General features: G+C 57.8%; 22 protein-coding genes. 18 read left to right on the top strand and 4 right to left on the bottom strand.

Annotated features, from left to right (window positions below):
* Position 1 precedes the first annotated feature (1 nt).
* Complete coding sequence (gene flhA, locus ACU6HM_RS17905) at positions 2-2,113, top strand: flagellar biosynthesis protein FlhA (RefSeq protein ID WP_021446828.1); 2,112 nt, start codon at positions 2-4, stop codon at positions 2,111-2,113.
* A complete protein-coding gene (flhF, locus tag ACU6HM_RS17900; protein ID WP_446764157.1) occupies positions 2,110-4,458 on the top strand; it encodes a flagellar biosynthesis protein FlhF in 2,349 nt (782 codons plus the stop codon). Before flhA ends, flhF begins: the two co-directional genes overlap by 4 nt.
* Before the next feature lie 74 nt (positions 4,459-4,532).
* Here the strand turns inward: flhF and flgN are convergent, their stop codons facing one another.
* The 3 genes from flgN to flgA all read right to left on the bottom strand — a co-directional run bounded on the left by flgN (position 4,533) and on the right by flgA (position 6,078).
* Positions 4,533-4,982: a flagellar export chaperone FlgN gene (gene flgN, locus ACU6HM_RS17895; RefSeq protein WP_239055286.1), complete on the bottom strand. Its 450-nt coding sequence runs from the start codon at positions 4,980-4,982 to the stop codon at positions 4,533-4,535.
* Between the two features lie 16 nt (positions 4,983-4,998).
* Positions 4,999-5,289 carry a flagellar biosynthesis anti-sigma factor FlgM gene (flgM, locus tag ACU6HM_RS17890; RefSeq protein ID WP_021446826.1) on the bottom strand — a complete coding sequence of 97 codons (291 nt, stop codon included), beginning with the start codon at positions 5,287-5,289 and terminating at the stop codon, positions 4,999-5,001.
* An 84-nt stretch (positions 5,290-5,373) separates the two neighbouring features.
* Entirely contained in the window at positions 5,374-6,078 is a 705-nt protein-coding gene (gene flgA, locus ACU6HM_RS17885; protein WP_021446825.1) for a flagellar basal body P-ring formation chaperone FlgA, read from the bottom strand.
* A 175-nt stretch (positions 6,079-6,253) separates the two neighbouring features.
* On the opposite strand from flgA, the gene flgB reads away from it, so the two are divergent.
* The 16 genes from flgB to ACU6HM_RS17805 all read left to right on the top strand — a co-directional run bounded on the left by flgB (position 6,254) and on the right by ACU6HM_RS17805 (position 23,109).
* Positions 6,254-6,670: a flagellar basal body rod protein FlgB gene (gene flgB, locus ACU6HM_RS17880; protein ID WP_009458122.1), complete on the top strand. Its 417-nt coding sequence runs from the start codon at positions 6,254-6,256 to the stop codon at positions 6,668-6,670.
* A gap of 12 nt (positions 6,671-6,682) precedes the next feature.
* Entirely contained in the window at positions 6,683-7,087 is a 405-nt protein-coding gene (gene flgC, locus ACU6HM_RS17875; RefSeq protein WP_009458120.1) for a flagellar basal body rod protein FlgC, read from the top strand.
* 22 nt (positions 7,088-7,109) lie between these two features.
* A complete protein-coding gene (locus tag ACU6HM_RS17870; RefSeq protein ID WP_446764156.1) occupies positions 7,110-7,802 on the top strand; it encodes a flagellar hook capping FlgD N-terminal domain-containing protein in 693 nt (230 codons plus the stop codon).
* A gap of 54 nt (positions 7,803-7,856) precedes the next feature.
* Complete coding sequence (locus tag ACU6HM_RS17865) at positions 7,857-9,245, top strand: flagellar hook protein FlgE (RefSeq protein ID WP_009458116.1); 1,389 nt, start codon at positions 7,857-7,859, stop codon at positions 9,243-9,245.
* Between the two features lie 8 nt (positions 9,246-9,253).
* Positions 9,254-10,003 carry a flagellar basal-body rod protein FlgF gene (gene flgF / locus ACU6HM_RS17860; protein WP_009458114.1) on the top strand — a complete coding sequence of 250 codons (750 nt, stop codon included), beginning with the start codon at positions 9,254-9,256 and terminating at the stop codon, positions 10,001-10,003.
* Between the two features lie 44 nt (positions 10,004-10,047).
* Complete coding sequence (flgG, locus tag ACU6HM_RS17855) at positions 10,048-10,833, top strand: flagellar basal-body rod protein FlgG (RefSeq protein ID WP_021446824.1); 786 nt, start codon at positions 10,048-10,050, stop codon at positions 10,831-10,833.
* A gap of 19 nt (positions 10,834-10,852) precedes the next feature.
* Complete coding sequence (locus tag ACU6HM_RS17850; RefSeq protein WP_009458110.1) at positions 10,853-11,539, top strand: flagellar basal body L-ring protein FlgH; 687 nt, start codon at positions 10,853-10,855, stop codon at positions 11,537-11,539.
* A 26-nt stretch (positions 11,540-11,565) separates the two neighbouring features.
* Positions 11,566-12,696: a flagellar basal body P-ring protein FlgI gene (locus tag ACU6HM_RS17845; protein ID WP_009458108.1), complete on the top strand. Its 1,131-nt coding sequence runs from the start codon at positions 11,566-11,568 to the stop codon at positions 12,694-12,696.
* Entirely contained in the window at positions 12,696-13,661 is a 966-nt protein-coding gene (flgJ, locus tag ACU6HM_RS17840; RefSeq protein ID WP_009458106.1) for a flagellar assembly peptidoglycan hydrolase FlgJ, read from the top strand. The genes ACU6HM_RS17845 and flgJ overlap by 1 nt, the downstream gene beginning before the upstream one ends.
* A 105-nt stretch (positions 13,662-13,766) precedes the next feature.
* Entirely contained in the window at positions 13,767-15,482 is a 1,716-nt protein-coding gene (gene flgK / locus ACU6HM_RS17835) for a flagellar hook-associated protein FlgK (RefSeq protein WP_009458104.1), read from the top strand.
* A gap of 35 nt (positions 15,483-15,517) precedes the next feature.
* The gene (gene flgL, locus ACU6HM_RS17830) at positions 15,518-16,735 is read left to right on the top strand and encodes a flagellar hook-associated protein FlgL (RefSeq protein WP_250756948.1); all 1,218 of its coding nucleotides are present in this window, start codon (positions 15,518-15,520) and stop codon (positions 16,733-16,735) included.
* A gap of 68 nt (positions 16,736-16,803) precedes the next feature.
* Positions 16,804-18,228, top strand: a complete 1,425-nt coding sequence (locus tag ACU6HM_RS17825; RefSeq protein WP_279630676.1) for a methyl-accepting chemotaxis protein — start codon at positions 16,804-16,806, stop codon at positions 18,226-18,228.
* The gene (locus ACU6HM_RS17820) at positions 18,228-18,665 is read left to right on the top strand and encodes a hypothetical protein (protein WP_446764155.1); all 438 of its coding nucleotides are present in this window, start codon (positions 18,228-18,230) and stop codon (positions 18,663-18,665) included. The genes ACU6HM_RS17825 and ACU6HM_RS17820 overlap by 1 nt, the downstream gene beginning before the upstream one ends.
* A 21-nt stretch (positions 18,666-18,686) precedes the next feature.
* Positions 18,687-20,393 carry a methyl-accepting chemotaxis protein gene (locus tag ACU6HM_RS17815; protein WP_009458096.1) on the top strand — a complete coding sequence of 569 codons (1,707 nt, stop codon included), beginning with the start codon at positions 18,687-18,689 and terminating at the stop codon, positions 20,391-20,393.
* A 119-nt stretch (positions 20,394-20,512) separates the two neighbouring features.
* Positions 20,513-22,423 carry a DUF294 nucleotidyltransferase-like domain-containing protein gene (locus ACU6HM_RS17810; RefSeq protein ID WP_137431359.1) on the top strand — a complete coding sequence of 637 codons (1,911 nt, stop codon included), beginning with the start codon at positions 20,513-20,515 and terminating at the stop codon, positions 22,421-22,423.
* The gene (locus ACU6HM_RS17805; protein WP_026484548.1) at positions 22,420-23,109 is read left to right on the top strand and encodes a 3'-5' exonuclease; all 690 of its coding nucleotides are present in this window, start codon (positions 22,420-22,422) and stop codon (positions 23,107-23,109) included. Before ACU6HM_RS17810 ends, ACU6HM_RS17805 begins: the two co-directional genes overlap by 4 nt.
* Here the strand turns inward: ACU6HM_RS17805 and fliR are convergent.
* Entirely contained in the window at positions 23,106-23,891 is a 786-nt protein-coding gene (fliR, locus tag ACU6HM_RS17800; protein WP_247965761.1) for a flagellar biosynthetic protein FliR, read from the bottom strand. The two genes, ACU6HM_RS17805 and fliR, sit on opposite strands and share 4 nt — an antisense overlap.
* Between the last annotated feature and the right edge of the window lie 32 nt (positions 23,892-23,923).

Raw genomic sequence — 23,923 nt, 5'->3', positions numbered from 1 at the left:
AATGAACAATTTTTTTGCCTTACTGAAACAAAACGGTGGTCAACACGCCCGGCTTTTAGCCGGTCCGGTGCTGATCCTCATGGTCATGGCCATGATGATTCTGCCCTTGCCACCGTTTCTGCTGGACCTGCTGTTTACCTTTAACATCGCCCTGGCCGTCATGATCCTGCTGGTGGCCATGTTCACCAAAAAGCCGCTGGATTTTGCCGCTTTCCCGGCAGTGCTGTTGTTTGCCACCCTATTGCGCCTTTCTCTGAACGTGGCCTCGACGCGAGTGGTACTGATGAACGGCCACAAAGGTCCGGATGCTGCCGGTCAGGTGATTGAAGCTTTTGGCCACTTTCTGGTGGGCGGTAACTTTGCCGTTGGTCTGATCGTGTTCGTGATTCTGGTCATCATCAACTTTGTGGTGATTACCAAGGGTGCTGGCCGTATTGCGGAAGTGGGGGCACGCTTTACCCTGGACGCCTTGCCGGGCAAGCAGATGGCCATTGATGCCGACTTGAACGCTGGCCTGATTGGCGAAGACGATGCCCGTCGTCGCCGTACCGAGGTTTCGCAGGAAGCCGAGTTTTACGGCTCCATGGACGGTGCCAGCAAGTTCGTGCGCGGGGACGCGGTGGCGGGCTTGCTGATCATGGTCATCAACGTGATTGGCGGTCTGATTATTGGTGTCCTGCAGCATGACTTGTCTTTTTCGGAAGCCGGTCGCGTTTACACCTTGCTGACCATTGGTGACGGCCTGGTCGCCCAGATTCCAGCCCTGATCATTTCTACTGCCGCCGGTGTGGTGGTGTCGCGAGTGGCGACGGATGAAGACGTGGGCCAGCAAATGGTCAGCCAGCTTTTCCGCAATCCCATGGTGCTGTACATCACCGCCGGTATTCTGGGTTTGATGGGTTTGATTCCCGGCATGCCCAATCTGGTGTTCCTGCTGCTGGCCGCGATATTGGGTGCTGGAGCCTGGATGATGCAAAAGCATCAGCTCGAACAGCAGCAGCAAGCCAGCGAACCCAATGATGAAGTCCTGGCCGCAGCCGATTCTGCCGCCAGTGAAGCCAGCTGGAATGATGTGTCCATGGTGGACCCGCTGGGTCTGGAAGTGGGTTATCGCCTGATCTCTTTGGTGGACCATGCGCAAAACGGCGAGCTGCTGCATCGTATCCGCAGCTTGCGTAAAAAGTTCGCACAGGAAGTGGGCTTTTTGCCGCCTGTGGTTCATATTCGGGACAATCTGGAGCTCAAGCCCAACGACTATCGCATCCTGTTGGCCGGGGTGGAAATTGGCCGGGGTACCGCCACGCCAGGGCAGTGGCTGGCCATTGATCCCGGGGGCGTCACCATGAAGCTGCCCGGCACACCTACCACGGACCCGGCCTTTGGCCTGCCCGCCGTGTGGGTGGATGTCAGCATGCGCGAGCAGGCCCAGATCGCGGGCTACACCGTGGTGGATGCCAGCACGGTGATTGCCACGCATATCAATCACTTGCTGCATCGCCACGGGGCCGATTTGCTGGGCCGTCAGGAAGTGCAGCAATTGCTGGATCACGTGGGCCGCGAAGCGCCCAAGCTGGTCGAAGATTTTGTACCGCAAACCTTGTCCCTCAGCCTCTTGCTCAAGGTCTTGCGTGGTCTGTTGGCTGAAGATGTGCCGATTCGCGATATGCGTAGCATTGTGGAAACGCTGGCTGAACACGCACCGCGCATTCTGGCTCCCGGCGCGGTTCAGCCCGGCCAGGAGGCTGGCGAATTGCTTGCGGTTCTGCGCGTGGCCTTGGGACGCGCTATTGTGCAGCAGTGGTTCCCTGGCGAGGGCGAATTGCGTGTGATTGGTCTGGATGCCCGTCTGGAGCGGGTCATGACGCAGGCGCTGACCAGCAGTGGTGCGCTGGAACCAGGTCTGGCCGAGTCGGTACTGACCGATGCCATGCGTGCGGCCCAGTTCCAGGAGGAACATGGGGATCCGCCCGTGCTGGTTGTGCCGCCTGTTTTGCGGGCCACCTTGTCGCGTTTCTTGCGTCACCACATCCCACAACTGGGTGTCTTGTCCAACGCTGAAATCCCTGAAGAACGCATCCTTCGGGTCACCACCATTATTGGTCAGTCTGAATGAATATAAGTCGCTTTTTTGGTAGTACCAGCCGGGAAGCCATGCGTCAGGTGCGCATCGCTTTGGGCCCCGATGCCTTGATTGTGTCCAACCGTCGTGTCAATGGCGGCGTTGAGATTCTGGCTACCGACTCCAGCTCGGTACCGGGGGGCGCCACCGAACGTGCGCCCATGCCCAGCAGTGCGCCGCATCAAGCCGCGGGGATACGTCAGCAGGAAATGGCCCCGCCGCCCGCTGCCGACAATGTGATGGGTGCGATTGGGGCATTGCGTGGTGCCCTGGAAGGCCGCATGGATGATCTGGTCTGGAGTCACCAGATGCGGCGCTCGCCTGTAGCGGTGAATCTATTTCAGAGTCTTTTATCGCAAGGCTTCAGTACCGCCTTGTTGCGTGCCATGCTCAAGCGCCTGCCCGAAGAACTGGGCGCGCGTGCAGCCTTGCAATGGGTGCGGACCGAGCTGGAAACCCATTTGCCGGTGCTGCGTTCCGAGGACTCCTTGTGGCAGCCCGGCTTGGCCTTGGCTCTAGTGGGCCCCACGGGTGTGGGCAAGACCACCACGCTGGCCAAACTGGCTGCGCGTGCCGTGCGTCGTTTTGGTCCCGATAAGGTCGTTCTGCTGACGACTGACACCTATCGGATCGGTGCGCACGAGCAACTGAAAATTTATGGCGACCTGATGCGGGTAGCCGTGCATATCGTTCAGGACGTGGCGCAACTGCGTAGCGTGATGCTGGGTGTGCGGCCCGATCAGGTGATCCTGATCGACAATATGGGCATCAGCCAGCGCGACCGTTATGTGCGAGAACAAGCTGCATTGCTGGCCAGTGCCGGACGCCGGGTGCAACGCTTGCTGGTCCTGAACGCCGCCAGCCAGGGCGATACCTTGGATGAGGTCGCCCGCAGCTACACGCAAGATGGTGGCACACCGCTAAGCGGTTGCATCATCTCCAAAGTGGACGAGGCGATCAAGCTGGGTGGCCCGCTGGATACGGCCATTCGCTTCAAGCTGCCTATTCATTACGTGTCCAACGGCCAGAAAGTGCCCGAGGATTTGCGTTTCATGAGTGCCGCCGAACTGGTCGATTCTGCCTTGCAGGTGCGCGGGAACCAGCGTCCCTTGTACGCGCCCAGTTCCGGTGATCTGGCGGCCTTGCTGGAAAGCGGTGGCCAGTCCGCCCAGGAGCAACAGGCTGAAGAAGAACGCCGTGCGCGTGTCTTGCCGCGTCTGTTGTCGGCTGCCTCTGCGGGTGGCCCTATCGCCCTGGAGCAGGCCCGTCGTGCAGCCGCCGACCTGGACGAGCGTCTGGCCTGCGCGGAAGCCTACGATTTCTGGCGCGATCTGCATGCGCAAAATGCCCCTGTTCAGGACGGGGCGGCGGCACAGCGTGCCGAAGGCCTGATGCGTGCCGCGTGTCAGGAAGTCAGTGAGGGCAATGTGTCCCGCTTGCTGGTGATCCATGCCGATCATCAGCTTGCCGGTAGCCAGGAGCAATGCTCGTTCAGTTTCCTGTTCAGTCCTAAGGGCCAGGCCTTGAGCGTGCCGTATTATCAACGCCAAACGCCCTCCCAATGGTCGGATGTACGAGGCGTGCGCAGCATGGAACGGCCGGGCCCGACACAGGCACTGAACCAGGCCATGCAGGTCTTGAATGCCCAGGCCCAACCGGTAAACTTGCTGCATATTTTTGAAGGTGGTTCGCCCACCATGTGGCGTCAATGGGCTGATATGGAAGCCGACTGGCTGGCCCTGATTCCGGGTGCGACTTCCTTGTGGCACAAGGACGGCAAGACCACGCCTAATGCTCTTGGCAAACAGCTGGCCTTTCACGCGATTCCTGATCTGGCAGCACGATTGCATCTGGAAACGTTGAGCCGCGCCAAGCAGGGTGAAATCGCCCTGTGGTACGCCGTCGAGCCGGTGCAGTTGCGACAACGCAATGCCGAGCCTGTACATCTGGACCTGATCATCCTGCGCACCGTGCGTCGTCACGACGGCAAAGTGTTGAAAACCCGTTTTGCCTTGGTGCACCAACGCGCAGGCTCCGAGGCTATCGCCCCGGCCAGTCTGGCCTGCTACATGATGCTGCGTAGCGAAGTGCAGGAAATGGCGCGCTTGCTAAGCACTGTGCGTGGCATTTTGCCTACCAGCAATTCCGAGTTTGAAGAAGAACTCAACTTGCTGGCCGCCGCCCAATTGACGCTGGCCGCCTGGGATTTGCTGCAGGCACCGGACAATCTGGGTGTGCGACAACTTAGCGCACGCTTGCTGGGCAAACCGGGGCTGAAGTCCAGCCACGCGGTTGATGCGCTGGTAAAGATGCTGGTGTTGAAGGAAGCGATGAGCTAAATTCAGCAAGATTGAAAAAGCCTGCCGTGTGGCAGGCTTTTTTATGTCTGTCAGAGCGCAGCTTTGGCTTGGCTCTAAGCCTTCAAGCTCAAGGAAGACTGCGTATTCCGTGTTTTGCCGGACGCGTCGTAAAAGGTATTGCGACCCGTGAAGGCTTCCAGGGCGTCCAGGTTTTGCTGGGTGTCGACCAAAAAGGTATCCACCAAAATGCGGTTGTTGTCGCTGGCGTTGCGCACCTTCTCGCTCAGCTCGATCAACTGTTCTAGTTCTTCTTCCAGTTCGTCTTCTTCAGCCGCGTAGCGCAGGCCCTGGAGGTTGTTTTCCAGTTCACGTGCTTGCAGGAGCTGGGCGCGAGCCTGGTCCTGTTGCTCGATACGTTCAACCAGCTGATATTTGCGCAGGGTGATCTGGGCCAGTTCTTGTGGCTCGAAGCTGCGCAGCAGCAGGGTGTTTTCTTCTGCCAGTAGCTGCTCGAAGTCCAGCAGGGTTTGGCGTTGATCGGCAAGACAGGTTTGCAAAGACATGGCCGTTTCAGGTGAGTTACTTGAGAAGATCGCGCACAGAGGCAATCAGGGAGTCGGCGATCCGACTGGTGTCAATTTTGAGCTCGCCGGCTGCAATGGCCTTGCGCAAGGCCTCGACTTTTTTCATGTCGACATCGGCACTGCTGTCTTGCAGGGAATTGAGCTGGCGGGCTGCAGCGCTGAAGTCCACTTCGTTGGTGCTGCTGCTGTTGTTGTACGCGTGGCGCGCACGAGGGGATGCCGTGCTGCGCTCTGCGGCAGACGTTTCAGCAAGGGGTGTCTTGAGGGGGGAGGGGCTGATCTTCACGTGTTTCTCCGTGCGGCCTGTTCTTTGCGTTGATCTTGTAACGGCGCTCTGGACGCAAACTTTAGCATGCTCATCCGATTTAGTTTAGAGAACGACCTGAACCGTGGATGCATCCAGTACCGTGGCTGAAATCACTTGCCCCGAACTGGCCTTGATCTGAATCTGGGTGCCTGGTGAGCCGCTTTGCAGCGCCTGGCCCTCGCCGGTCGCTACAAAACCCATACCGCGCGCAATGGTGCGCACCATCTGGCCGCGTGTTACCGACTGCGGGTCGCGTAGAGCCGAAGCCCGTATCGCATTGCCCAAAGGAATACGCTGGCTGGCGACATACCCGATGATCTGGTTGGGATCAATGACCACGCCATTGGCCAGAGCCAGCAAATCCCCCTCGCGCTCAAGCAGATCGTCCTGATTGATGGTCTCGCCCGGATTGATGCGGCGGTTGGTGACGTAATAGTGTCCCTGAATAGACAAGGTGGCGCTGATGGAGGTGCTCCAGCTTTGTGGGCTCAGGCAGCGCACGCCAATACTCATGCGCGATCGCAGGCGTTGACCGCTGGGCAGAAATATCTGGTTCTGGGTGCAGGCAGGCATGGCGTTCAGGCGCGCGCTGTCCAGGGTGATCGTGGCGATACCGGGATACATTTGCGCCAGCTTGAGCAGATAGTCCTGCGCCTGGTCCTGCATGGCTTGCACGCTCAGCGCCTGAACGCTCTCTTGAGCGCGCACGTTCGCTGTTGCACCCAGAGCGAACAGGCATACGCAGATCAGGAGTCTATATAAGGTCATGACTGAATTTTACGGACTCAGTCGCCAGGTCAAGAGCTGAACTGGCCGATAAATTGCGTTTTGTTCCCTGATTTGTGAAGCAGTGCCTCTGGCTACCATTCTGTTATAGCGGTGAAAAGGCGTGCGCGCGTTCACCTGGATCTCAAACTTGAACACAGAATATTGGCTTGACTCCATGATTGATCGCATCGGTGAGCACCTGAAGTTTTACCAGACGGCCCTGGCTGTGCGCCAGGAGCGCCAGGAGGTGCTGGCCTCCAATATTGCTAATGCCGACACGCCTAACTACAAGGCCAGGGATATGGACTTTACGGCCACCTTGAAGGCCGCTTTAGGGGGGCAGGGCCAGATGGCATTGCCCAATACCAGTTTGTCCTTGACCTCGGCCCGTCATATTCCCGCCCAGGCAACCCGTCCGCCCAGCACGGACGAGTTGCTCTATCGCGTTCCTGTACAACCTTCTCTGGACGGCAACACGGTCGAGATGGATGTGGAGCGCATGCAATTTGCCGATAACACCTTGCACTATCAAAGCACGATCAACCTGGCTTCCCAGCGCTTGAAAGGCTTGATGGCGGCCTTGCAACAGTAATAGCGAGTCTTCATGTCCAGTTTCAGTATTTTCCAGATTGCCGGTTCTGCTCTGACGGCACAATCGCAGCGCTTGAACGTGTCGGCCAGCAACCTGGCTAACGCCGATAGTGTGGTCGGACCCGATGGCCAGCCCTACAAGGCCCGCCAAGTGGTGTTTCAAATGACTCCTCAGGGCAACAGCCCCGTGGGTGGCGTACAAGTGGTGGGCGTGCAGGAAAGTGATGCGCCTGGCCGTTTGCAATATGACCCCGGCAATCCCTACGCTGACGAACAAGGCTATGTGACTCTGCCCAATGTGGATGTGGTGGCCGAGACCGTCAATATGCTGGCCGCGTCGCGCTCTTATCAGGCCAATGTGGAAGTGGTGAACACCTCCAAGAACCTGATGTTGCGCACCTTGACCATTGGCCAGTAAGCCGGTTTACGGAAGATAGAACATGAGCACAGTCAATAACGATCGCACCGCCCTGGACCCCACCGCAGGGGCCATGGCTGGTGTGGATGCCCGCAACAAAAGCGCCATGGCGGAAACGGAAGACCGCTTTCTGACCATGCTGATTACGCAGCTGCGTAATCAGGATCCGCTCAACCCCATGGATAACGCCCAGGTCACGACCCAGATGGCGCAAATGTCCACGGTGGCGGGGATTCAGCAATTGAATAACACCTTGCTGGCTGTGGCCGGGCAAATGGACGTCAGCCAGTCCATGCAGGCCGCCAATCTGATCGGCAAGCAAGTGCTGGTGCCGGGCTCGAAAGTGTCTCTGGGGACCAGCCAGGATGGCGAAAAAGTGGCCATGCCCTACGGCATTGATCTGGTCAGCGGAGCGACTTCGACCGTGGTTCAGATCAAGGACAGCAGCGGCAAAGTGGTTCGTGAATACGATCTGGGCGCCAAAGACGCGGGCGTGTACTCGCTGGAGTGGGACGGCCTGGATAACGATGGTTCACCGCTGGCCGACGGTTCGTACACCGTCAGTGTATTGGCCAGTAATGACGGCACGGCCGTCACAGCCAGCTCATTGACGCATGGCAAGGTCGATAGCGTGGCTTACACCTCCAGCGGTTTGATGCTGGACCTTGGCCTGGCGGGTTCGTTCTCCCTGCTGGATATACGCAAAATCATGTAAGCGCCGCTTGCCCCAACAGCGGGCTGGGCCAACACGACATTAAAAGGAAAGTTCATGAGCTTCGGACAAGGATTGAGTGGCTTGAACGCCGCCTCCCAAAACCTGGATTCTATTGGTAATAACATCGCCAACTCGGGCACGGTGGGCTACAAGGCCTCGACCGTGCAGTTTGCGGACGTGTATGCCAACTCGCGCATCGGTCTGGGTGTGCAGGTATCGCGGGTCAGCCAGCGTTTCTCGGTAGGTAACGTCAGCAACTCGGGTAATCAGTTCGACATGGCGATTGACGGTGCAAACGGTTTGTTCCGCCTGGAGCAAAGTAACGGCGCTGTCCTGTTCTCGCGCAATGGCCAATTCTATCCGGACAAGGCGGGCTATCTGGTTAACGCCCAAGGTCATTACCTGACCGGTTACGGCCCAGGTGGTAGCCAGCTGGAGCGCTTGCAAGTGCCTTCGGCCAACGTGCCTCCCAAAGCCACGACAGCCCTGGATTTCAAGCCCAACCTGCCCGGCGGTGCCGAAGCAATTCCAACGACAAAGACGCAGCAAAAAGTTGATGCCAACGGTGATCTGGTATTCAAGCCCAAACTGGATGCCAACGGTAATCCTGAAATGACTCCCAAGCTGGACGGTAATGGTGATCCCGTTCTGGATGGCAGCGGTAACCCCGTCATGGAGCCCGTGATGGAACCAGACATGGAAACCGTTGCGGTCAATGTGTTTGATCCCAAAGACCCCACCACTTACAGCAACGCATTCAGCTACTCTGTCTACGATTCGCTGGGTAACAGCCACGAGGTTTCCCAATACTTCGTCAAGCGCCCCGCCAATGCGGCCGGTGAGAGTGTGTGGGACGTGTATTACATGGAAGGCAGCACGCCCTTGTCGCCTGCCAGCGCGACCTTGACCTTTAACGGTGCAGGCGTGATGACCAGCCCCAATCCGGCTACCGTCAATCTGACCTTGGCCAATCCCGGTGGCAATGCGTCGCCTGCTGATGATCTGGTGTTTGATGTGCGTTATACCGGCACCACCCAGTTCGGTGGCGAGTTTGCCAAGGGCAAGCCTTACCAGGATGGTTACGCCACGGGTGAGTACGCTGGCATGAGCATCGACAAGGACGGCACCATGATTGCCTCCTACACCAACGGTGTAACGCAGCGTCTGGGTTCCCTTGTTCTGGCTGACTTCAGCAACCTGCAAGGTCTGAGCCCTGTAGGCGGTAACGCCTGGGCTGAAACCGGCGCATCGGGCCAGCCTATCCTGGGTCGCCCTGGCGAGAACGGCTTGGCCACGATCAAGGGTCAGGCGGTGGAAGATTCCAACGTGGATATGGGTCAGGAACTGGTCAATATGATTATTGCCCAGCGTACCTACCAGGCGAATGCCCAGACCATCAAAACGCAGGATCAGGTTCTGCAAACCCTGGTCAACCTGCGTTAAGAGCTGTCATGGATCGCCTGATTTACACCGCCATGAATGGCGCCCAGCGCACGCTGGAGCAACAAGACGTCATTACCAACAACCTGGCCAACGTGAACACGTCCGGTTTTCGCCAGCAGCTGGCGTATTACCGTTCCGTACCCGTCACAAGCGATGTGGGTTCGCAAACCCGCGTAGGCACGGCCACGGTGACGCCTGGCAGCCGTTTTCAACCTGGCGCCATGGCCGAGACCGGCAATGCGCTGGATGTGGCCATTGCGGGCGAGGGCTGGTTTGCCGTCCGTGCGCTGGATGGTCAGGAAGCCTATACGCGGGCAGGCGATCTGGTGGTCAATGCCCAGAACCAGCTGGTGACACAAGGTGGCTTGCCCGTGCTCAGTGCCGATGGGCAGGTCATTGAAATCCCGGATCGCGGATCGATCACGTTCTCCAGCGACGGTCAGTTGACCGCGCTGGGTGCGGGTGACAACCCACGCGATATCCAGGTGATGGGTCAATTGAAGATGGTCAATCCCCCTTCTGCTGATTTGTTGCGGGGGCAGGATGGTTTGTTTCGCATGAGCAATGGGGCGCCGGCCCCGGCTGATCCGTCGGTACGCATGGTTTCGGGCTTTATCGAGAAAAGCAATGTGAACCCGGCTGAAGCGATGGTGGCCATGATTGCCAATGCGCGCCGCTTTGAAACCCAGATGAAGGTCATCCAGGACGCCAGCGCACGCGAAGATCGGGCCAACTCCCTACTTTCTTTTAATGGCTAAGCCGCGCTGATTGCGCAGGCGTTAGCTGCAAGGATTACACACACATGATTCGCTCTCTGTGGATTGCCAAGACCGGTCTGGAAGCCCAGCAGACCAATATGGACGTTATCTCCAATAACTTGGCCAACGTGAATACCACCGGCTTCAAACGTACCCGTGCGGTGTTTGAGGACTTGATGTACCAAACCATTCGTCAGCCTGGCGCTCAAGTCGGTGCTGCCAACCAGTTGCCTACTGGCTTGCAGGTTGGCACCGGTGTGCGCACCGTAGCCACCGAGCGTATTCATACCCAAGGTGACATGAAGCACACGGGCCACAATATGGATATCGCGATTCAGGGTAGCGGTTTCCTGCAGGTGGAAATGCCGGACGGCACGTTTGCCTATACACGTGACGGTAGCTTGCAGCGTGACCAGAATGGTCAGTTGGTGACTGCTGGCGGTTATCCCATTCAGCCCCCCATCAATATCCCTGATAACGCGCTGGAACTGACGATTGGCCGTGATGGCACCGTGTCGGTCACTCAGCCTGGTGCAGCCGGTACGAGTGTGGAAGTGGGCCAATTGCAATTGAGCACCTTCGTGAATCCGGCCGGTCTGCAAAGTATGGGCGAGAACTTGTACATCGAAACCGATGCCTCGGGTGCCGCCAACTTCCTGCAACCTGGCATGGACGGTGCTGGTCTGGTCATGCACAAGTACAACGAAACCTCCAACGTCAATGTGGCCGAGGAACTGGTCAATATGATCAGCACCCAGCGTGCCTACGAAATCAACAGCAAGGCCGTTTCCACGGCTGACCAGATGCTGGCTCGCCTGACACAGCTGTAAATCTAAAGAGATCGTGACAATGTTTCAAGCTCTGATGAGCCGTCTTGCCTTGTGTGCGCTTGTAGCCCTGTCCGGTTGTGCGCTGGTGCCCCCTGAAGATGTGGTAACCGGCCCCCTGACGGCGGCCCCGCCACCGGCGGTGCCTGCCGCCGTGGTGGCCAATGGCTCTATCTACCAGCCCTCGGCTTACGGTAACTATCCGCTGTTTGAAGACAGACGACCACGTAATGTGGGCGACATTGTCACGATCATGATCCAGGAGCGGACCAACGCGGCCAAGAATGTCTCGACCAATACGGATCGGACCGGAAGCGGTGGTCTGGACTTTACCGGCGTTCCAGCTTTCCTGCCTAACGAAGTGGGTAGCAAGCAGAACTTTGAAGTCAGTGGCTCGAACAAGGCCCAGGGCAAAGGTTCCAGCCGTGCCGACAATACCTTTAGCGGCACCTTGACGACGACCGTGGTCGGCGTTTTGCCTAACGGCAATTTGCAGGTGGCCGGTGAGAAGCAGATCGCCATTAACCGTGGCAGCGAGCACATCCGCTTTTCTGGTGTGGTGGACCCACGCTCCATTACTGGCAGCAATACGGTGTCCTCCACCCAGGTGGCCGATGCCCGTATCGAGTTTCGTAGCAAAGGGGTGATGGACGAAGTCCAGACCATGGGTTGGCTACAGCGTTTTTTCCTGAATATTTCTCCGTTCTGAGCCTTTTGCTTGCTATGGCGTTTTCCATGAGTCGTACTCGTTTTTCTTCTTGTCGCCATGTGCTGCAGGCAGCCATGCTGGCGGCGGGCCTGTTGCTGGCTCCGGTCAGTCAGGCCGAGCGTATCAAGGATCTGGCATCCATTCAGGGCGTGCGAGACAACCCGCTGATCGGCTACGGTCTGGTCGTGGGTCTGGATGGCAGCGGTGACCAGGTGCGTCAGGCTCCTTTCACCCAGCAAAGCTTGACCAATATGCTGTCCCAGTTGGGGGTGACCATTCCCCAGGGCAGCAATATGCAGCTCAAGAACGTGGCGGCTGTCATGGTGACGGCCCGTTTACCCGCCTTTGCCCGTCCTGGTCAGGCCGTGGATGTGGTCGTGTCCTCCATGGGTAATGCCAAGAGTTTGCGTGGCGGGACCTTGTTGATGACGCCCTTGAAAGGTGCGAACGGTCAGGTCTATGCCATTGCCCAAGGCAACTTGCTGGTGGGTGGGGCAGGGGCCGAAGCAGGTGGTTCCAGCGTCCAGGTCAACCAGCTCAATGGCGGCACCATTCCAGGCGGCGCAACGGTCGAGCAGAGCGTACCCACGACTTACGCTCGGGATGGCGTGATCAATCTGGAAATGAATTCCTCGGATTTCGGTACAGCCCAGAACGTGGTGGCGGCCTTGAACAAGCAGTTTGGTCCTTCGACCGCAACAGCGCTGGATGGTCGCTTGATTCAGGTGCGCGGTCCCTTGGACCCCCAGGCTCAAACCGCCTTTATTTCGCATGTTGAAAACCTGCAGGTGAATCTGCCACCGGCACGTGCTCGCGTGGTGATCAATGCTCGTACGGGCTCGGTGGTCATGAACCGCACGGTCACGATTGATGAAGCCGCCATTGCTTACGGCAATCTGTCCGTGGTCATCAGCCGTCAACCGCAGGTCAGCCAGCCGGATACTCCTTTTGGTGGTGGTCAGACCGTAGTGGCTGACAGCACCCAGATTGAAATGCGCAGTGATAGCGGCTCCCTGCAACGCGTGAAGACCAGTGCCAACCTGGCCGATGTGGTGCGCGCTTTGAACGCTTTGGGTGCCACCCCTCAAGACTTGTTGTCCATCTTGCAGAACCTGAAAAGCGCGGGCGCTTTGCGGGCCGATTTGGAGATCATCTAATGACGGTGCAGTACTTCCCACGTCCCGGCACGGGAACGCAGGTTTCGATTTTTGACCCGCAGCAACTGGCCCAACTGCGTCGGCAAGCCGGGCAGGACGGTCAGAATCAGGCCACTCAGCTGCAAGTGGCGCGTCAGTTCGAGTCCCTGTTCATTCAAAATATTTTGAAGCAGGCACGGGCAGCCAATCCCGAAGGCGGCCTGTTTGATACGCAGTCGGTGCGCATGGCACAAAGTCTGGGTGATGAGCAACTGGCCATGCAGCTGGCTGACCCCGGCATTGGTTTGGCCAAAGCCTTGCAGGCCCAGATGAGCGGGCAGAACAGCGAGCCATTTGGTGTCGCGTCCCATGATCCGGAAGCGGCCTCTTCGCGTCGGGCGGATTTGCGTTCGCGCATGCCTAATGACCGTTCCATTGATGCAGCATCGATTGCCGAGCTGATCGACAAGCTCAGCAATAACAATACGGTGCAGCGCGTGTACTCCGCGATTCAGGGCGCGCCCAATCATATTCGTCAGTTTGTGGACCGCATGAACACGGCCGCCAAAGTGGCTGCCGAGGACAGTGGCGTCCCGGCCCAACTGATCTTGAGCCAGGCGGCGCTGGAGTCGGGCTGGGGCAAGCGTGAAATCATGCACGCAGATGGCTCCACCAGCCATAACCTGTTTGGTATCAAAGCCACGCCGTCCTGGAAGGGCAAAACGGTGGAAGTCATGACGACGGAGTATCAGAACGGCGTGGCGCGCAAAATGACGCAGACCTTCCGTGCTTATGACTCCTATGCCGAGTCGTTTGCGGACTACGCGCGCCTGATCGGTAATAACAAACGCTATGAAAGTGTAAAACAAGCGGCTTCGCCTCAAGAAGCGGCGCAACGCATTCAGGAAGCGGGCTACGCCACTGACCCCTCCTACGCCAAAAAGCTGATCTCCATCATGGCCTACTTTGATGGCGGCAAGTCTTAATTATTGATACAGGTCTAAATATTGCACCAAGGTGGTCGTTAAAAAGCAGCATGTTCATTTTTCGCCTTGGACACTACGGGCCGGGCAGGACAGAAAGGATTTGATATGAATCTCGCCAACCTTGGTATTACCGGCTTGTTTGCCGCTCAAAAGCGCATGCAGGTCACGGGCCACAATATTAATAATATCGATACCGCTGGCTATAACCGCCAATCGGTCCTGGTTGAGACGGCTGGCTCGGTAGGAAGCGGCAATGGCTATTACGGCCGTGGCGTGCAGGTGGTTACCGTTCAGCGCTCCTACGACAACTTTCTGTATCAGCAGTTGGTGCGCTCGCAAACTACCGGTGCGGCTCTGGTTAGCTACGGTACGGAAATTGCCCAGCTGGACAATCTGTTCTCGGACCGCACGGTCGGCGTCAGCCCCGCCTTGCAAAACTTTTTCAATGGTCTGGAAGCCGTGGCATCGCAACCTGCGGATCCTTCGGCTCGCCAGGAACTGCTGGGCCGTGCAGAAAGCCTGGCTACCCAGATTCGTGACGCGACATCCTACATGAACCGCGTCAACGAGAACATCAATACCCAGGTCGGTACCACCGTTACCCAGATCAACAGCTATCTGGAACGGATTGATAACGTCAACAAACAGATCGTTGCTGCCAAAGGCACCACGCCCGGTCACGAACCCAATGACTTGCTGGACCAGCGCGAACAGCTGGTGTCCGAGCTGGGGCAGCTGATTGATGTGCGTACCGTCGAGCAGGATGGACGGATGAGCATCACCACCGCTGGCGGCCAGATGCTGCTGGGTGGCGAAAGTATTTACCCCTTGCACGCCGTGCGTTCGGCTGAAAACCCCGAGCGTATGGTGGTCGGCTTTACCTCCGCACTGAATGTGGACGGCAAGATGGTGGTGTCCGAGTTCCGCGAGGGCACCATTAAAGGCGGCACCTTGGGGGGCTTGTTGCAGTTCCGTCAGGAAAGCCTGGAGCCGGCTATCAATGCGCTGGGGCGTTTGGCTGTGGGTCTGGCTCACACGGTGAACGATATTCACCGTCAAGGTGTGGACCTGAAGGGTGAGGCGGGCAAAGACATGTTCAGCGTCAGCGGCCCGAAAGTGATTGCCAATGGCAATAACCCGGTCAGCAGCGGTGTGCCTGGTGTGTCTTTCTACAAAGACCCTGTTGATCCGGCTGATCCCAGCAAGGGCTACACCCAGCCAGTCGACAAGCTGACGGGCGACAACTACCGCATCGAGCGCGTGGATGGTCGTTTCCAGCTGCGTAACTTGAGCAGCAACGACGTTACCCCCTTGAACGGTCCGGACAAGAACGGTGGCATTACCCGGGTGGATGGTCTGGAAATTGATGTCTCCGGCTTGAAGACCCAATCTCAGGATGGCGACTCCTGGTTGCTGCAGCCCACCGTCAATGCAGGCAGCAGCTTGCAGGTGGAGATCAAGCGTCCACAGGATATTGCTGCAGCTGATAAAGATACCGGTTCGGCTAACGGTGCCATCGCCCAGAAACTGGCGGACTTGCGCAATAGCAAGGTGCTGGCCGACGGCTCCTTGAGCCTGAACGATTCTTTTGGTCAGATCGTGAACCGTATTGCGGTGCAAACGCAGCAAAACGGCACGGCGGCCAAAGCCCAGTTAAAGCTGATCGAGCAAAACTATGCCGCTCAGCAAACCTTGTCCGGCGTGAACAAGGACGAGGAATACATCATGCTCCAGCGTTATCAGGAGCAGTATCAGGCCGCTGCCCGTCTGATTGACGTCAGCTCCCAGATGTTTGACACCCTTTTAGGCCTGCGTAGTTGAGTACGGCTCTTTAGTCTTGAAATTGGAACCTTGCTATGCGTATCAGTTCTTCTCTTTTCTTTCAGACGGGCCTGACTTCGATCAACAAGCAGCAGTCCGATCTGATGCGGGTTTTTCAGCAAATGGGTTCGCAAAAGCGCATGATCACCCCATCGGATGATCCGCTGGCCTCGGCCCAGACCATTAATCTGGCCCAGTCCCAGGCCATGGACAAGCGTTACGGTGAAAACCGTGAAGTGGCCATGCGTGCCCTGGGTGAGGAAGAAAACCTGCTCAATGCCGTCAACCTGCAGTTGCAAGGCGTGCAGACCCGTCTGGTGGAAGCCTCTACCGGCACCATGTCCGACGCGGACCGCAGCACCTTGGCCACGGTGGTGGAAAGTGCTCTGGATACTCTGTTTGGCTTTGCCAATACCAAGGATGGTTCGGGGCAATACTTGTTCTCCGGTGCCAAGGGCACGACACAGGCCTTCGAGCGTACGGGCAATACCTTCAGCTACACGGGCGACACCAACAGCCGCAATATTCAGGTTGAGCAAACTCGTCAAATGGATTCGGCCGATCATGGCCGCACCATTTTCGAGCGCGCCAATCCCGGCTCGACCGCCTATTTCACCCAGGCCAATGCCAATACGGGCTCGGCTGTAGTCAGTGCGCCTAATGGCAACTCCTCGCTGGCCGGTGCCCAAGCCCATTACACCATCCGCTTTACTTCGGAAACCGAGTACGACATTGAAGTGAATGGCGCGGTTGTCAGCCAGGGCGTACTGGACGAAAACGAGCGTCAACGCATTAATTTGCCCGGTGGCGTCAGCGTCCAGATCGAAGGCAAGCCTGCCGTCGGTGACAGTTTCGAGGTCAGCTCGGTAGACAGCACCAGCTCGGCAGACATGAACATGTTCAACACCTTGCAATCGGTGGTTGAGGCCCTGCGTAAACCTGTCAGTGGCGATCCTGCTGGGCAGGCAGAGTTCCGCAACGCGATGAACTCGGCCATGCAACGTATCGGGGAAAACTTCGATAACGTGCAGACCGTGATTTCCTCGGTGGGTACGCGCATGAACGAAATTGATGCCTTGAGCGCCAACGGCGCGGCTCGTGCTTTGAACTACACCAATGAACTCTCGCGTCTGGAGGATCTGAATATTTTTCAGGCTTCCACCGATCTGGAGTTGCGCAAGGCCGCGCTGGAAATGTCGGCCATGGCGTTCCAGACGATTCAGAGCATGAGCTTGTTCAATATGAATCGCTAAGCCTGCGTTCCTTTTTTGGGTGGTTTTTCCTTAAACCGGCAGTCAAGCACCACGTGCGGGAATCTTCTATGCTTTTTAAGAATTTGAGTCTAAAGGTCGGCATGACCTTTTGTATTGCTGCTCTGATGGCATTGACAGTGGCCATGGCAGGTTGGGCGCTGTATTACTTTCATGGCCTGCTGGCCCTGGGTTCGGGCGACAAAGTATTGCGCACCCTGCAAGAGCAGCAGAGCACGTTCAATATCGTCCTGACCGTTGTGCTGGTGCTGGCCGTGCTGCTGGGCCTGGCCGCGATCAGCTACTTCTTCCGCCGTGTGGTGCGTCCCTTGGGCGACTTTGCCGCGTACTTTGATGCAATTGCCAAAGGCGATCTGACTCAACGTATTCGCGTGCTGACCGCCAATGAAATCGGTGATCTGTTCGAGTCGCTGGGCCGCATGCAGGAATCCCTGGTCAAGACCACCACGACGGTACGTCTGGGCCTGGAAGAGATCCATGCCGGTGCGCAGGAAATTGCCCAGGGCAATACCAATATCAGCAGCCGTACCGAAGAGCAGGCCGCTTCCTTGCAGCAGACCGCTGCCAGCATGGAGCAGTTGGCCGGCACTGTTCGCCAGAACGCGGACAACGCCCAGCAAGCCAACCAGTTGGCCGCCACGGCATCGGATGTGGCTCATCGTGGTGGTAGTGCCGTCAATGAAGTGGTTGCAACCATGCAAGGCATTTCGGCCAGCTCCAACAAGATTTCCGACATTGTGGGCGTGATCGACAGCATTGCGTTCCAGACCAATATTCTGGCTCTGAACGCGGCTGTGGAAGCAGCTCGTGCAGGGGAGCAGGGTAAGGGTTTTGCGGTGGTGGCCGCCGAGGTGCGAGCCCTGGCTCAGCGCAGTGCCCAGGCCGCGCGTGAAATTACCGCCTTGATCGAGGACTCGGTACGCAAAGTGACGGAAGGTTCCTCGCAAGTGGAACGTGCCGGCGCCACCATGCAGGAAATTGTGGACTCCGTGCGTCGCGTGACCGACATCATGGGTGAGATTACCGCTGCCACGATTGAACAGTCCTCCGGGATTGATCAGGTGAATCGCGCAGTCTCGCAAATGGATGAAACAACGCAGTACAACGCCCGTCTGGTGGAGCAGGCCGCTCTGGCATCCTCTGGCCTGAGCGAGCAGGTGACCAAGGTCAACCAGGCCATCGCTTTCTTCCGTTCGCCCGGTACGGAAGTCATTGACGTCAGCGCGCGCCGTGTGGCCAACCGCCGCAGTGTGGCCGCTGCTTCCTCTGAAACAGAACACCGTCGTAGCCCCGCCTTGAACGGCAGTGCCGCGGCCACCAAAGCCAGCCCCCCCACCAAAGGCTTGTCGGCACCTGCCAAGGCTGCACCGGCCGCCAAGACTACCGCTGCCCAGGACGATAGCCAGCGCCTGCTGCGCCCGGACCTGAGCAAAAGCAGCAGCGCTGCTTCGGATGATGATTGGGAGGAGTTTTAATGTCTCGCACCCGACTGAGTACCTGGGTCGGGCTGGGACGTAAGACGCTGATAGGCTTGTGCTTGCTGACCCTGGTTGCGTGCGCCACCCAGGGATCCTCCTTCAAGGCCTCGGGGTTGAATGATCTGATCCTGGGCCAAAGTACTCGTGCCGATGCCGAGCTGTCCTTGAAAGGTCGTCCTCATCAGGTCTACCGACAGCTCGATGGCAGTGAAATGGCCGTGTGGTTCCAGGGCACAACCCTGGCAACGGATGCGGTCTATTTTCGACAGGAACTGTGGCTTCAATTTGATGCCCAGGGGCGTTTCCAGCAAGTGGTCAAACGCAGTCATATTCCTTCCATGTATCGCGAGCAAGCGCGTAGTACCACGACAGGCTCGGTCACGATTGAGCACCCTGGCACGGACATGATCACCATCTTGCCGGTCAGCCACTAGAGTTTTCTTTGGATTTAGCAAATGCTGGGTATTGAAAGCAGTCTTCCGTCCGCGTCCCGCGCTTCTAAACGTCGTTCCTCAAAATCATTTCGCCCCAGTCTGAAGTCTGCTTCGGGCCTGAAGATCAGCACCATGCTGATGATCTGCATGGGCTTGTTCATGGTCCTGATTGTGGCCGTGGGCGGCCTGGCGGCTTACTACCTGCAGCAAAGCGGCGATGCGCTGCGTACCATCAATCGTCAGGCAGATCGTTCCGCACAGGTTCTGCAGCTCAATAACAATATGATGGAAGCGCGCCTTAGCTTGATGAGCGCAGCGCGCTTTTATCAGGAAGCTGGCATCGATAACGACGCCAATATGCTGCAAAGTGCAGACAATCTGGTGATTATGGCTAACCAGAAGCTGGATGAGGTACGCAAGGCCTTTGCAGATATCCGTGCCAATATGCCTACCGAACCGGAGCTGCGCCGACTGGCCATGGGTTTGGTGGCTTCCTATCAGGCGTATCTGGACGATGGTATCGAGCCTATGGTTCAGGCCCTGGAGACACGCGACTACAGCACTTTTTACTTCGTCAGCGAAGGTTTTGGTGTGCTGCGTGCGGCCACTTTCCAGTTCCGGATTGAAGAGTTGAGCAAGTTCTACAACGATCAGACGGATCTGTTGCTGGAGCAAGCTCAATTGCAAACCCGTGTTGCCAATAGCGCGATTGGTTTGGGCTTGCTGATTGGCTTGGCCATTATTGTGGCGCTGCGCCTGGTGCTGGGCCGTACCGCTTTGGCTCCCCTGCGTGAAGCCGGTGTGCATTTTGACCATATTGCCAATGGCGATCTGACCAAGAAGATTACCTATCGTTCGGCCAATGAAGTCGGTGTTTTGTATGATGCCATGCGCCGCATGCAGCAAAGCTTGCAAGGCATTGTGCTGACCGTTCGCCAAGGTGTGGACGAAATTGCTTCGGGTTCCTCGCAGATTTTTGCAGGCAATACTGACTTGAGTTCCCGTACCGAACAACAAGCCGCCGCCTTGCAGGAAACGGCGGCCAGTCTGGAAGAATTGGCCAGCACGGTGCGTCAGAACGCAGACAATGCTCATCAGGCAGACCAGCTGGCTCATAACGCCGCCAAGGTTGCTCGCCAGGGTGGAGAGTCGGTCGGTGCCGTGGTCAATACCATGAACCAGATTTCTGCGCGTTCCGGCCAAGTGGCAGACATCGTTAACGTGATTGACGGTATTGCTTTCCAAACCAATATTCTGGCTTTGAACGCCGCCGTGGAAGCCGCCCGTGCCGGTGAGCAGGGCAAGGGCTTTGCGGTGGTAGCGGGCGAAGTACGCAGCCTGGCGCAGCGCAGCGCGCAAGCAGCCAAGGAAATCAAGGGCTTGATTGAAGCCTCGCAAAATGAAGTCCAGACCGGTACACAGCAAGTGGCCAGCGCGGGCGACATTATTCAGGAAGTGGTGCGCGCGGTAAATAGCGTGACCACCTTGATGAGCGAGATTTCCTCGGCCTCTCAAGAGCAAACGGCGGGTATCGAACAGATCAATACTGCCGTGGCACAAATGGATGCTGTGGTGCAGCAAAATGCCTCGCTGGTGGAAGAGGCGGCTGCGGCAGCAGGCTCTTTGCAGTCTCAATCCGAGACCCTGGCCGAGGCGGTCTCCCAATTCAAGGTCCAGGAAGGTGATGTCATCGATATGGCCGAGCGCGACTACGATCGTTTGCGTTAAGCGCTTTGAGGGGAAAAACAGGCGCATGCCTATAGTTGAAATCCCCTAGAAAAACAGGGTCCGCGAGGGCCATGCTGCATGGCACAATAATTCTTTGCCTATAGCCAGCAGAGACGCCCATGTCCTTCGCGATTCCCGGTGAATCCGTGGCCAAGACGGCGGTGCGCCAAAAGGCGCCCGGCATCTTGGCCTGGTTGATTGCTTACCCGCCTTTCGATCAGATGCAGGCGCAGCACTGCGATTACCTGATCGAGCATAGCGAGCTACGGTTTTTTTCAGCCGGACAGGTGCTGTTGGAAGAAGGCGCGCGTGTTGACCAGCTCTACCTTGTTCGCCAAGGTCAGATCTCCAGCCAGGAACACGGGGAAACTCACGAGTATGTGGAAGGGGATCTTCTGCCCGTGCGTGAACTGGTTTCGGGTCAGGCTCTGGACAGTGATTACCTGGTACAGGAAGACTGCTTTACCTTGTGCGTGGCTGGTGAAGCCGTTGCCCATCTGCTGACCATCAGCGAGCCTTTTCGGGATTACTGCTTGCGTGGTGCCAGCAGCCTGCTGGCCTCGGTCTGGCGCAGTGCCCAGAAAAGTGCCAGCGCCGACCTGGGTGCCAGCTACACGCTGGACATGAGTCTGCAAGCCCTGACAGAACGCGGTTTGCTCAGCTGTTTGCCGGATTGTCCGGTCGAGCAGGCGGTCAAGGACATGCACGAGCGTCAGGTCAGCAGCATGGTGGTGGTCAATCCGGACCAGCATTTGTTGGGCATCTTCACCTTGCGAGACTTGCGCCGTTTGGTAGCCGGTGGTCAATACGATCCGACCCAGGCCATGTCTCAAGTCATGACACCGGACCCGGTCTGGCTGGCCCCACAATCCTCGGCCTTTGATGCGGCTTTGCTGATGGTAGAGCATCAGATTGGCCATATCTGTCTGGTTCAAGACCATAAAGTCGTGGGCATGGTGTCCGAGCGCGATGTGTTCTCCTTGCAGCGCGTGGATCTGGTGCATTTGTCGCGTGCCTTGCGCTGTGCCCAGGACGTGTCCGTGCTGGTACGTCTGCAGTCCGATATTGGTCGGCTGGTGGACGCCATGCTGGCTCACGGTGCGCGTTCTGAACAGCTGACTGCGGTGATTACGCGTTTGAATGATCACACGGTTCAGCGCACGATTGAACTGAGCTTGCCCGGCTCCGGGCTGGATGGCATCGAGTTCTGCTGGTTGGCTTTTGGTAGTCAGGCCCGTGGCGAGCAAACCCGTCATACCGATCAGGACAATGGCATTTTGTTTGCCGCCCATTCGCCCGAACAGGCCCAAGCCCATCGCGCCTTGCTCCTGCCTTTTGCGCGTCGGGTGAACGAGGCCCTGGACCGCTGCGGGATGGCCTGGTGCACTGGCAATATCATGGCCAGCAATCCTGACCTCTGCCTGTCTGAAGCCGAATGGCTGCATCGTTTCCAGATCATGATTGAACGGCCTGCGCCCGAGCAATTGCTGGAGTCCACGATTTACTTTGACTGCCGCGCCATCTGGGGCCAAAGCAGCATGTTGCAACGCATGCAGCGTCGAGTTCTGGGCATGGTGAACGACAACCCTGTGTTCCAGCGCATGCTGGCCCAAAGCACCTGTCAGACACGCATTCCCAGTGGTAAAAAGCGCAGTCGTCTGGAGGCGCTGATGGGGCAGGGCGATGACAAACTGGACATCAAGAAACAGGCCTTGGCGCCGATGGTGGATGTGCTGCGGGTGCTGGCCCTGGCGCATGGTTGCGAACTGGCCTCGTCCATGGACAGGCTGGCCGTGCTGACTCAGCGCGGTGTCTTCACAGACGAGGAGTCAGAGGGCCTGTGCGAGGCCTACCGCTATTTGCAATTGTTGCGCTTGCAACATCACCAAACCCAGTTGCAGCAGGGGCAGGAGCCCAACAATCTGGTGCGTTTGAGTACTTTAGGTGCACTGGATGCACGTGTCTTGCGTGAAGCCTTGTCGCAAGTGCGCCGTGCCCAACGTATTCTGGCTTTCCGGTATCGCTTATGAAACTGCTTTCCTGGCTACCTTGGCGTAAATCCTCTTTTGCCGCACGCAGTCCCTCCTTGTCCTGGAGTGGGGTGGACGAACTGGCTTTGGACGAAGCGGCCTTTACGGTGCTGGATCTTGAAACCAGTGGTCTGGAGCCCAAGCGCCACCATATCGTTCAGATGGGTGCGGTCCGCCTGGAAAACGGTTCGATTGCCTTGGGCAATATCTGGTCCGGTCTGGTTCGGTCCCAGGGTGAGCGCAGTCATGAAAGTCTGCTGATTCATGAGATCAGCCCGCAACAACAGGAAGAAGGCGAGCCACTACCCCAGCTGATGCGGGACTTTGCCCGCTATTCCGAAAATACGGTATGGGTCGCCTGGGATGCCGACTTTGATCTGGCGTTTCTGGATCGTGCCTGGCCGAAGGCGGGCCTGGAACAGGCCCGGCCTTTGGCTCTGGATTTGGCTGAACTGGCTGCCTGTGTATTGCCCGACTGGCGTGGTCGTCGTCTGGGCCTGGACGATTGCCTGAAATATTGTGGCCTGCCGGTAAGTGACCGCCATGATGCCTTGGGAGATGCCCTGGTCAGTGCACAGTTGATGCAATTACTGATTGGGCGCGCCAAGCAAAAAGGCATCCTGACCATAGGCCAGGCTCGGCGCTTGATGCAATCGCACAAGCAGCGGCAGGCGCACGCGTTTTAAGAGCCTGCCAGCCCCAGCGCGACCCGCATCATGGCTTCGTAGCCGGAGTTGAATAGCTGGGTCAGGAAGGGCGTAGTCTGAGGAATGACCACGGTCAGCAAGGTCAGGCCGATTGTCAGCGTAATAGGGAAACCCACGGCAAAAATCGTCAATTGCTGGGCGGTACGGTTCAAGATCCCAAAGGCCAGGTTAATGGTCAACAGCACGATAATCAGCGGCAGGGCCAGCAACATGCCTGACACCCACAATTCGCTGCTCCAATCGAGCAAGGCACCCCAGCCATTGATGTTCAGGTCCGCGCCGATGGGCAGCACATGGAAGGTGCGCACCAGCACACCCAGCAAGAGCAGGTGGCCGTTCAGGGCCAGAAAGGTCAGCACCGCAATCACGTTCAACAGCCGCGACAGCACGGCGGTATTCGCGCCGGTAGCGGGGTCAAAGAATGAGGCAAAAGACAGGCCCATTTGCAGGCCGATAAACTCGCCCGCTGTCTGTACCGCTGCAAACACGATGCGCATGGTCAGACCCAGCGCGACACCGATGAACACTTGCTGCGCGGCAATCAACAGGGCCTCGTAAGAGGCTGTGGGCAGATCGGGTAGAGGCGGTAGCGAGGGCGCGACAATCAGGGTCAGGATAAAGCCCAGGCCTATTTTGGCCCGCTTGGGGATGGCGGATTCGCTAAAAAAGGGAACGGTAGCCAGGGTGGCCAGAATACGGATGAAGGGCCACAGAAAGGCGTTGAGCCAGGTATAGAGCTGGGCGGAGTTCAGGTCGAGCACGGCACGCCTAGGGCCTGTTCAGTGGGCAAGGC

It is taken from the genome of Alcaligenes sp. RM2 (genome assembly GCF_052931795.1).
Note: the sequence above shows the minus strand (reverse complement) of the source record. Positions and strands in the feature narration are given on the sequence as shown.

Bases quoted from the DNA above. Each gene is read 5' to 3' on its own strand.
- flgF (WP_009458114.1), top strand. From the start codon at position 9,254: ATGGATCGCCTGATTTACACCGCCATGAATGGCGCCCAGCGCACGCTG.
- flgK (WP_009458104.1), top strand. From the start codon at position 13,767: ATGAATCTCGCCAACCTTGGTATTACCGGCTTGTTTGCCGCTCAAAAG.
- flgC (WP_009458120.1), top strand. From the start codon at position 6,683: ATGTCCAGTTTCAGTATTTTCCAGATTGCCGGTTCTGCTCTGACGGCA.
- ACU6HM_RS17805 (WP_026484548.1), top strand. From the start codon at position 22,420: ATGAAACTGCTTTCCTGGCTACCTTGGCGTAAATCCTCTTTTGCCGCA.
- flhF (WP_446764157.1), top strand. From the start codon at position 2,110: ATGAATATAAGTCGCTTTTTTGGTAGTACCAGCCGGGAAGCCATGCGT.
- flgL (WP_250756948.1), top strand. From the start codon at position 15,518: ATGCGTATCAGTTCTTCTCTTTTCTTTCAGACGGGCCTGACTTCGATC.
- ACU6HM_RS17825 (WP_279630676.1), top strand. From the start codon at position 16,804: ATGCTTTTTAAGAATTTGAGTCTAAAGGTCGGCATGACCTTTTGTATT.
- ACU6HM_RS17845 (WP_009458108.1), top strand. From the start codon at position 11,566: ATGAGTCGTACTCGTTTTTCTTCTTGTCGCCATGTGCTGCAGGCAGCC.
- ACU6HM_RS17810 (WP_137431359.1), top strand. From the start codon at position 20,513: ATGTCCTTCGCGATTCCCGGTGAATCCGTGGCCAAGACGGCGGTGCGC.
- ACU6HM_RS17820 (WP_446764155.1), top strand. From the start codon at position 18,228: ATGTCTCGCACCCGACTGAGTACCTGGGTCGGGCTGGGACGTAAGACG.
- flgN (WP_239055286.1), bottom strand. From the start codon at position 4,982: ATGTCTTTGCAAACCTGTCTTGCCGATCAACGCCAAACCCTGCTGGAC.
- ACU6HM_RS17815 (WP_009458096.1), top strand. From the start codon at position 18,687: ATGCTGGGTATTGAAAGCAGTCTTCCGTCCGCGTCCCGCGCTTCTAAA.
- flgJ (WP_009458106.1), top strand. From the start codon at position 12,696: ATGACGGTGCAGTACTTCCCACGTCCCGGCACGGGAACGCAGGTTTCG.
- flgG (WP_021446824.1), top strand. From the start codon at position 10,048: ATGATTCGCTCTCTGTGGATTGCCAAGACCGGTCTGGAAGCCCAGCAG.
- ACU6HM_RS17865 (WP_009458116.1), top strand. From the start codon at position 7,857: ATGAGCTTCGGACAAGGATTGAGTGGCTTGAACGCCGCCTCCCAAAAC.
- ACU6HM_RS17870 (WP_446764156.1), top strand. From the start codon at position 7,110: ATGAGCACAGTCAATAACGATCGCACCGCCCTGGACCCCACCGCAGGG.
- ACU6HM_RS17850 (WP_009458110.1), top strand. From the start codon at position 10,853: ATGTTTCAAGCTCTGATGAGCCGTCTTGCCTTGTGTGCGCTTGTAGCC.
- flhA (WP_021446828.1), top strand. From the start codon at position 2: ATGAACAATTTTTTTGCCTTACTGAAACAAAACGGTGGTCAACACGCC.
- flgB (WP_009458122.1), top strand. From the start codon at position 6,254: ATGATTGATCGCATCGGTGAGCACCTGAAGTTTTACCAGACGGCCCTG.
- flgA (WP_021446825.1), bottom strand. From the start codon at position 6,078: ATGACCTTATATAGACTCCTGATCTGCGTATGCCTGTTCGCTCTGGGT.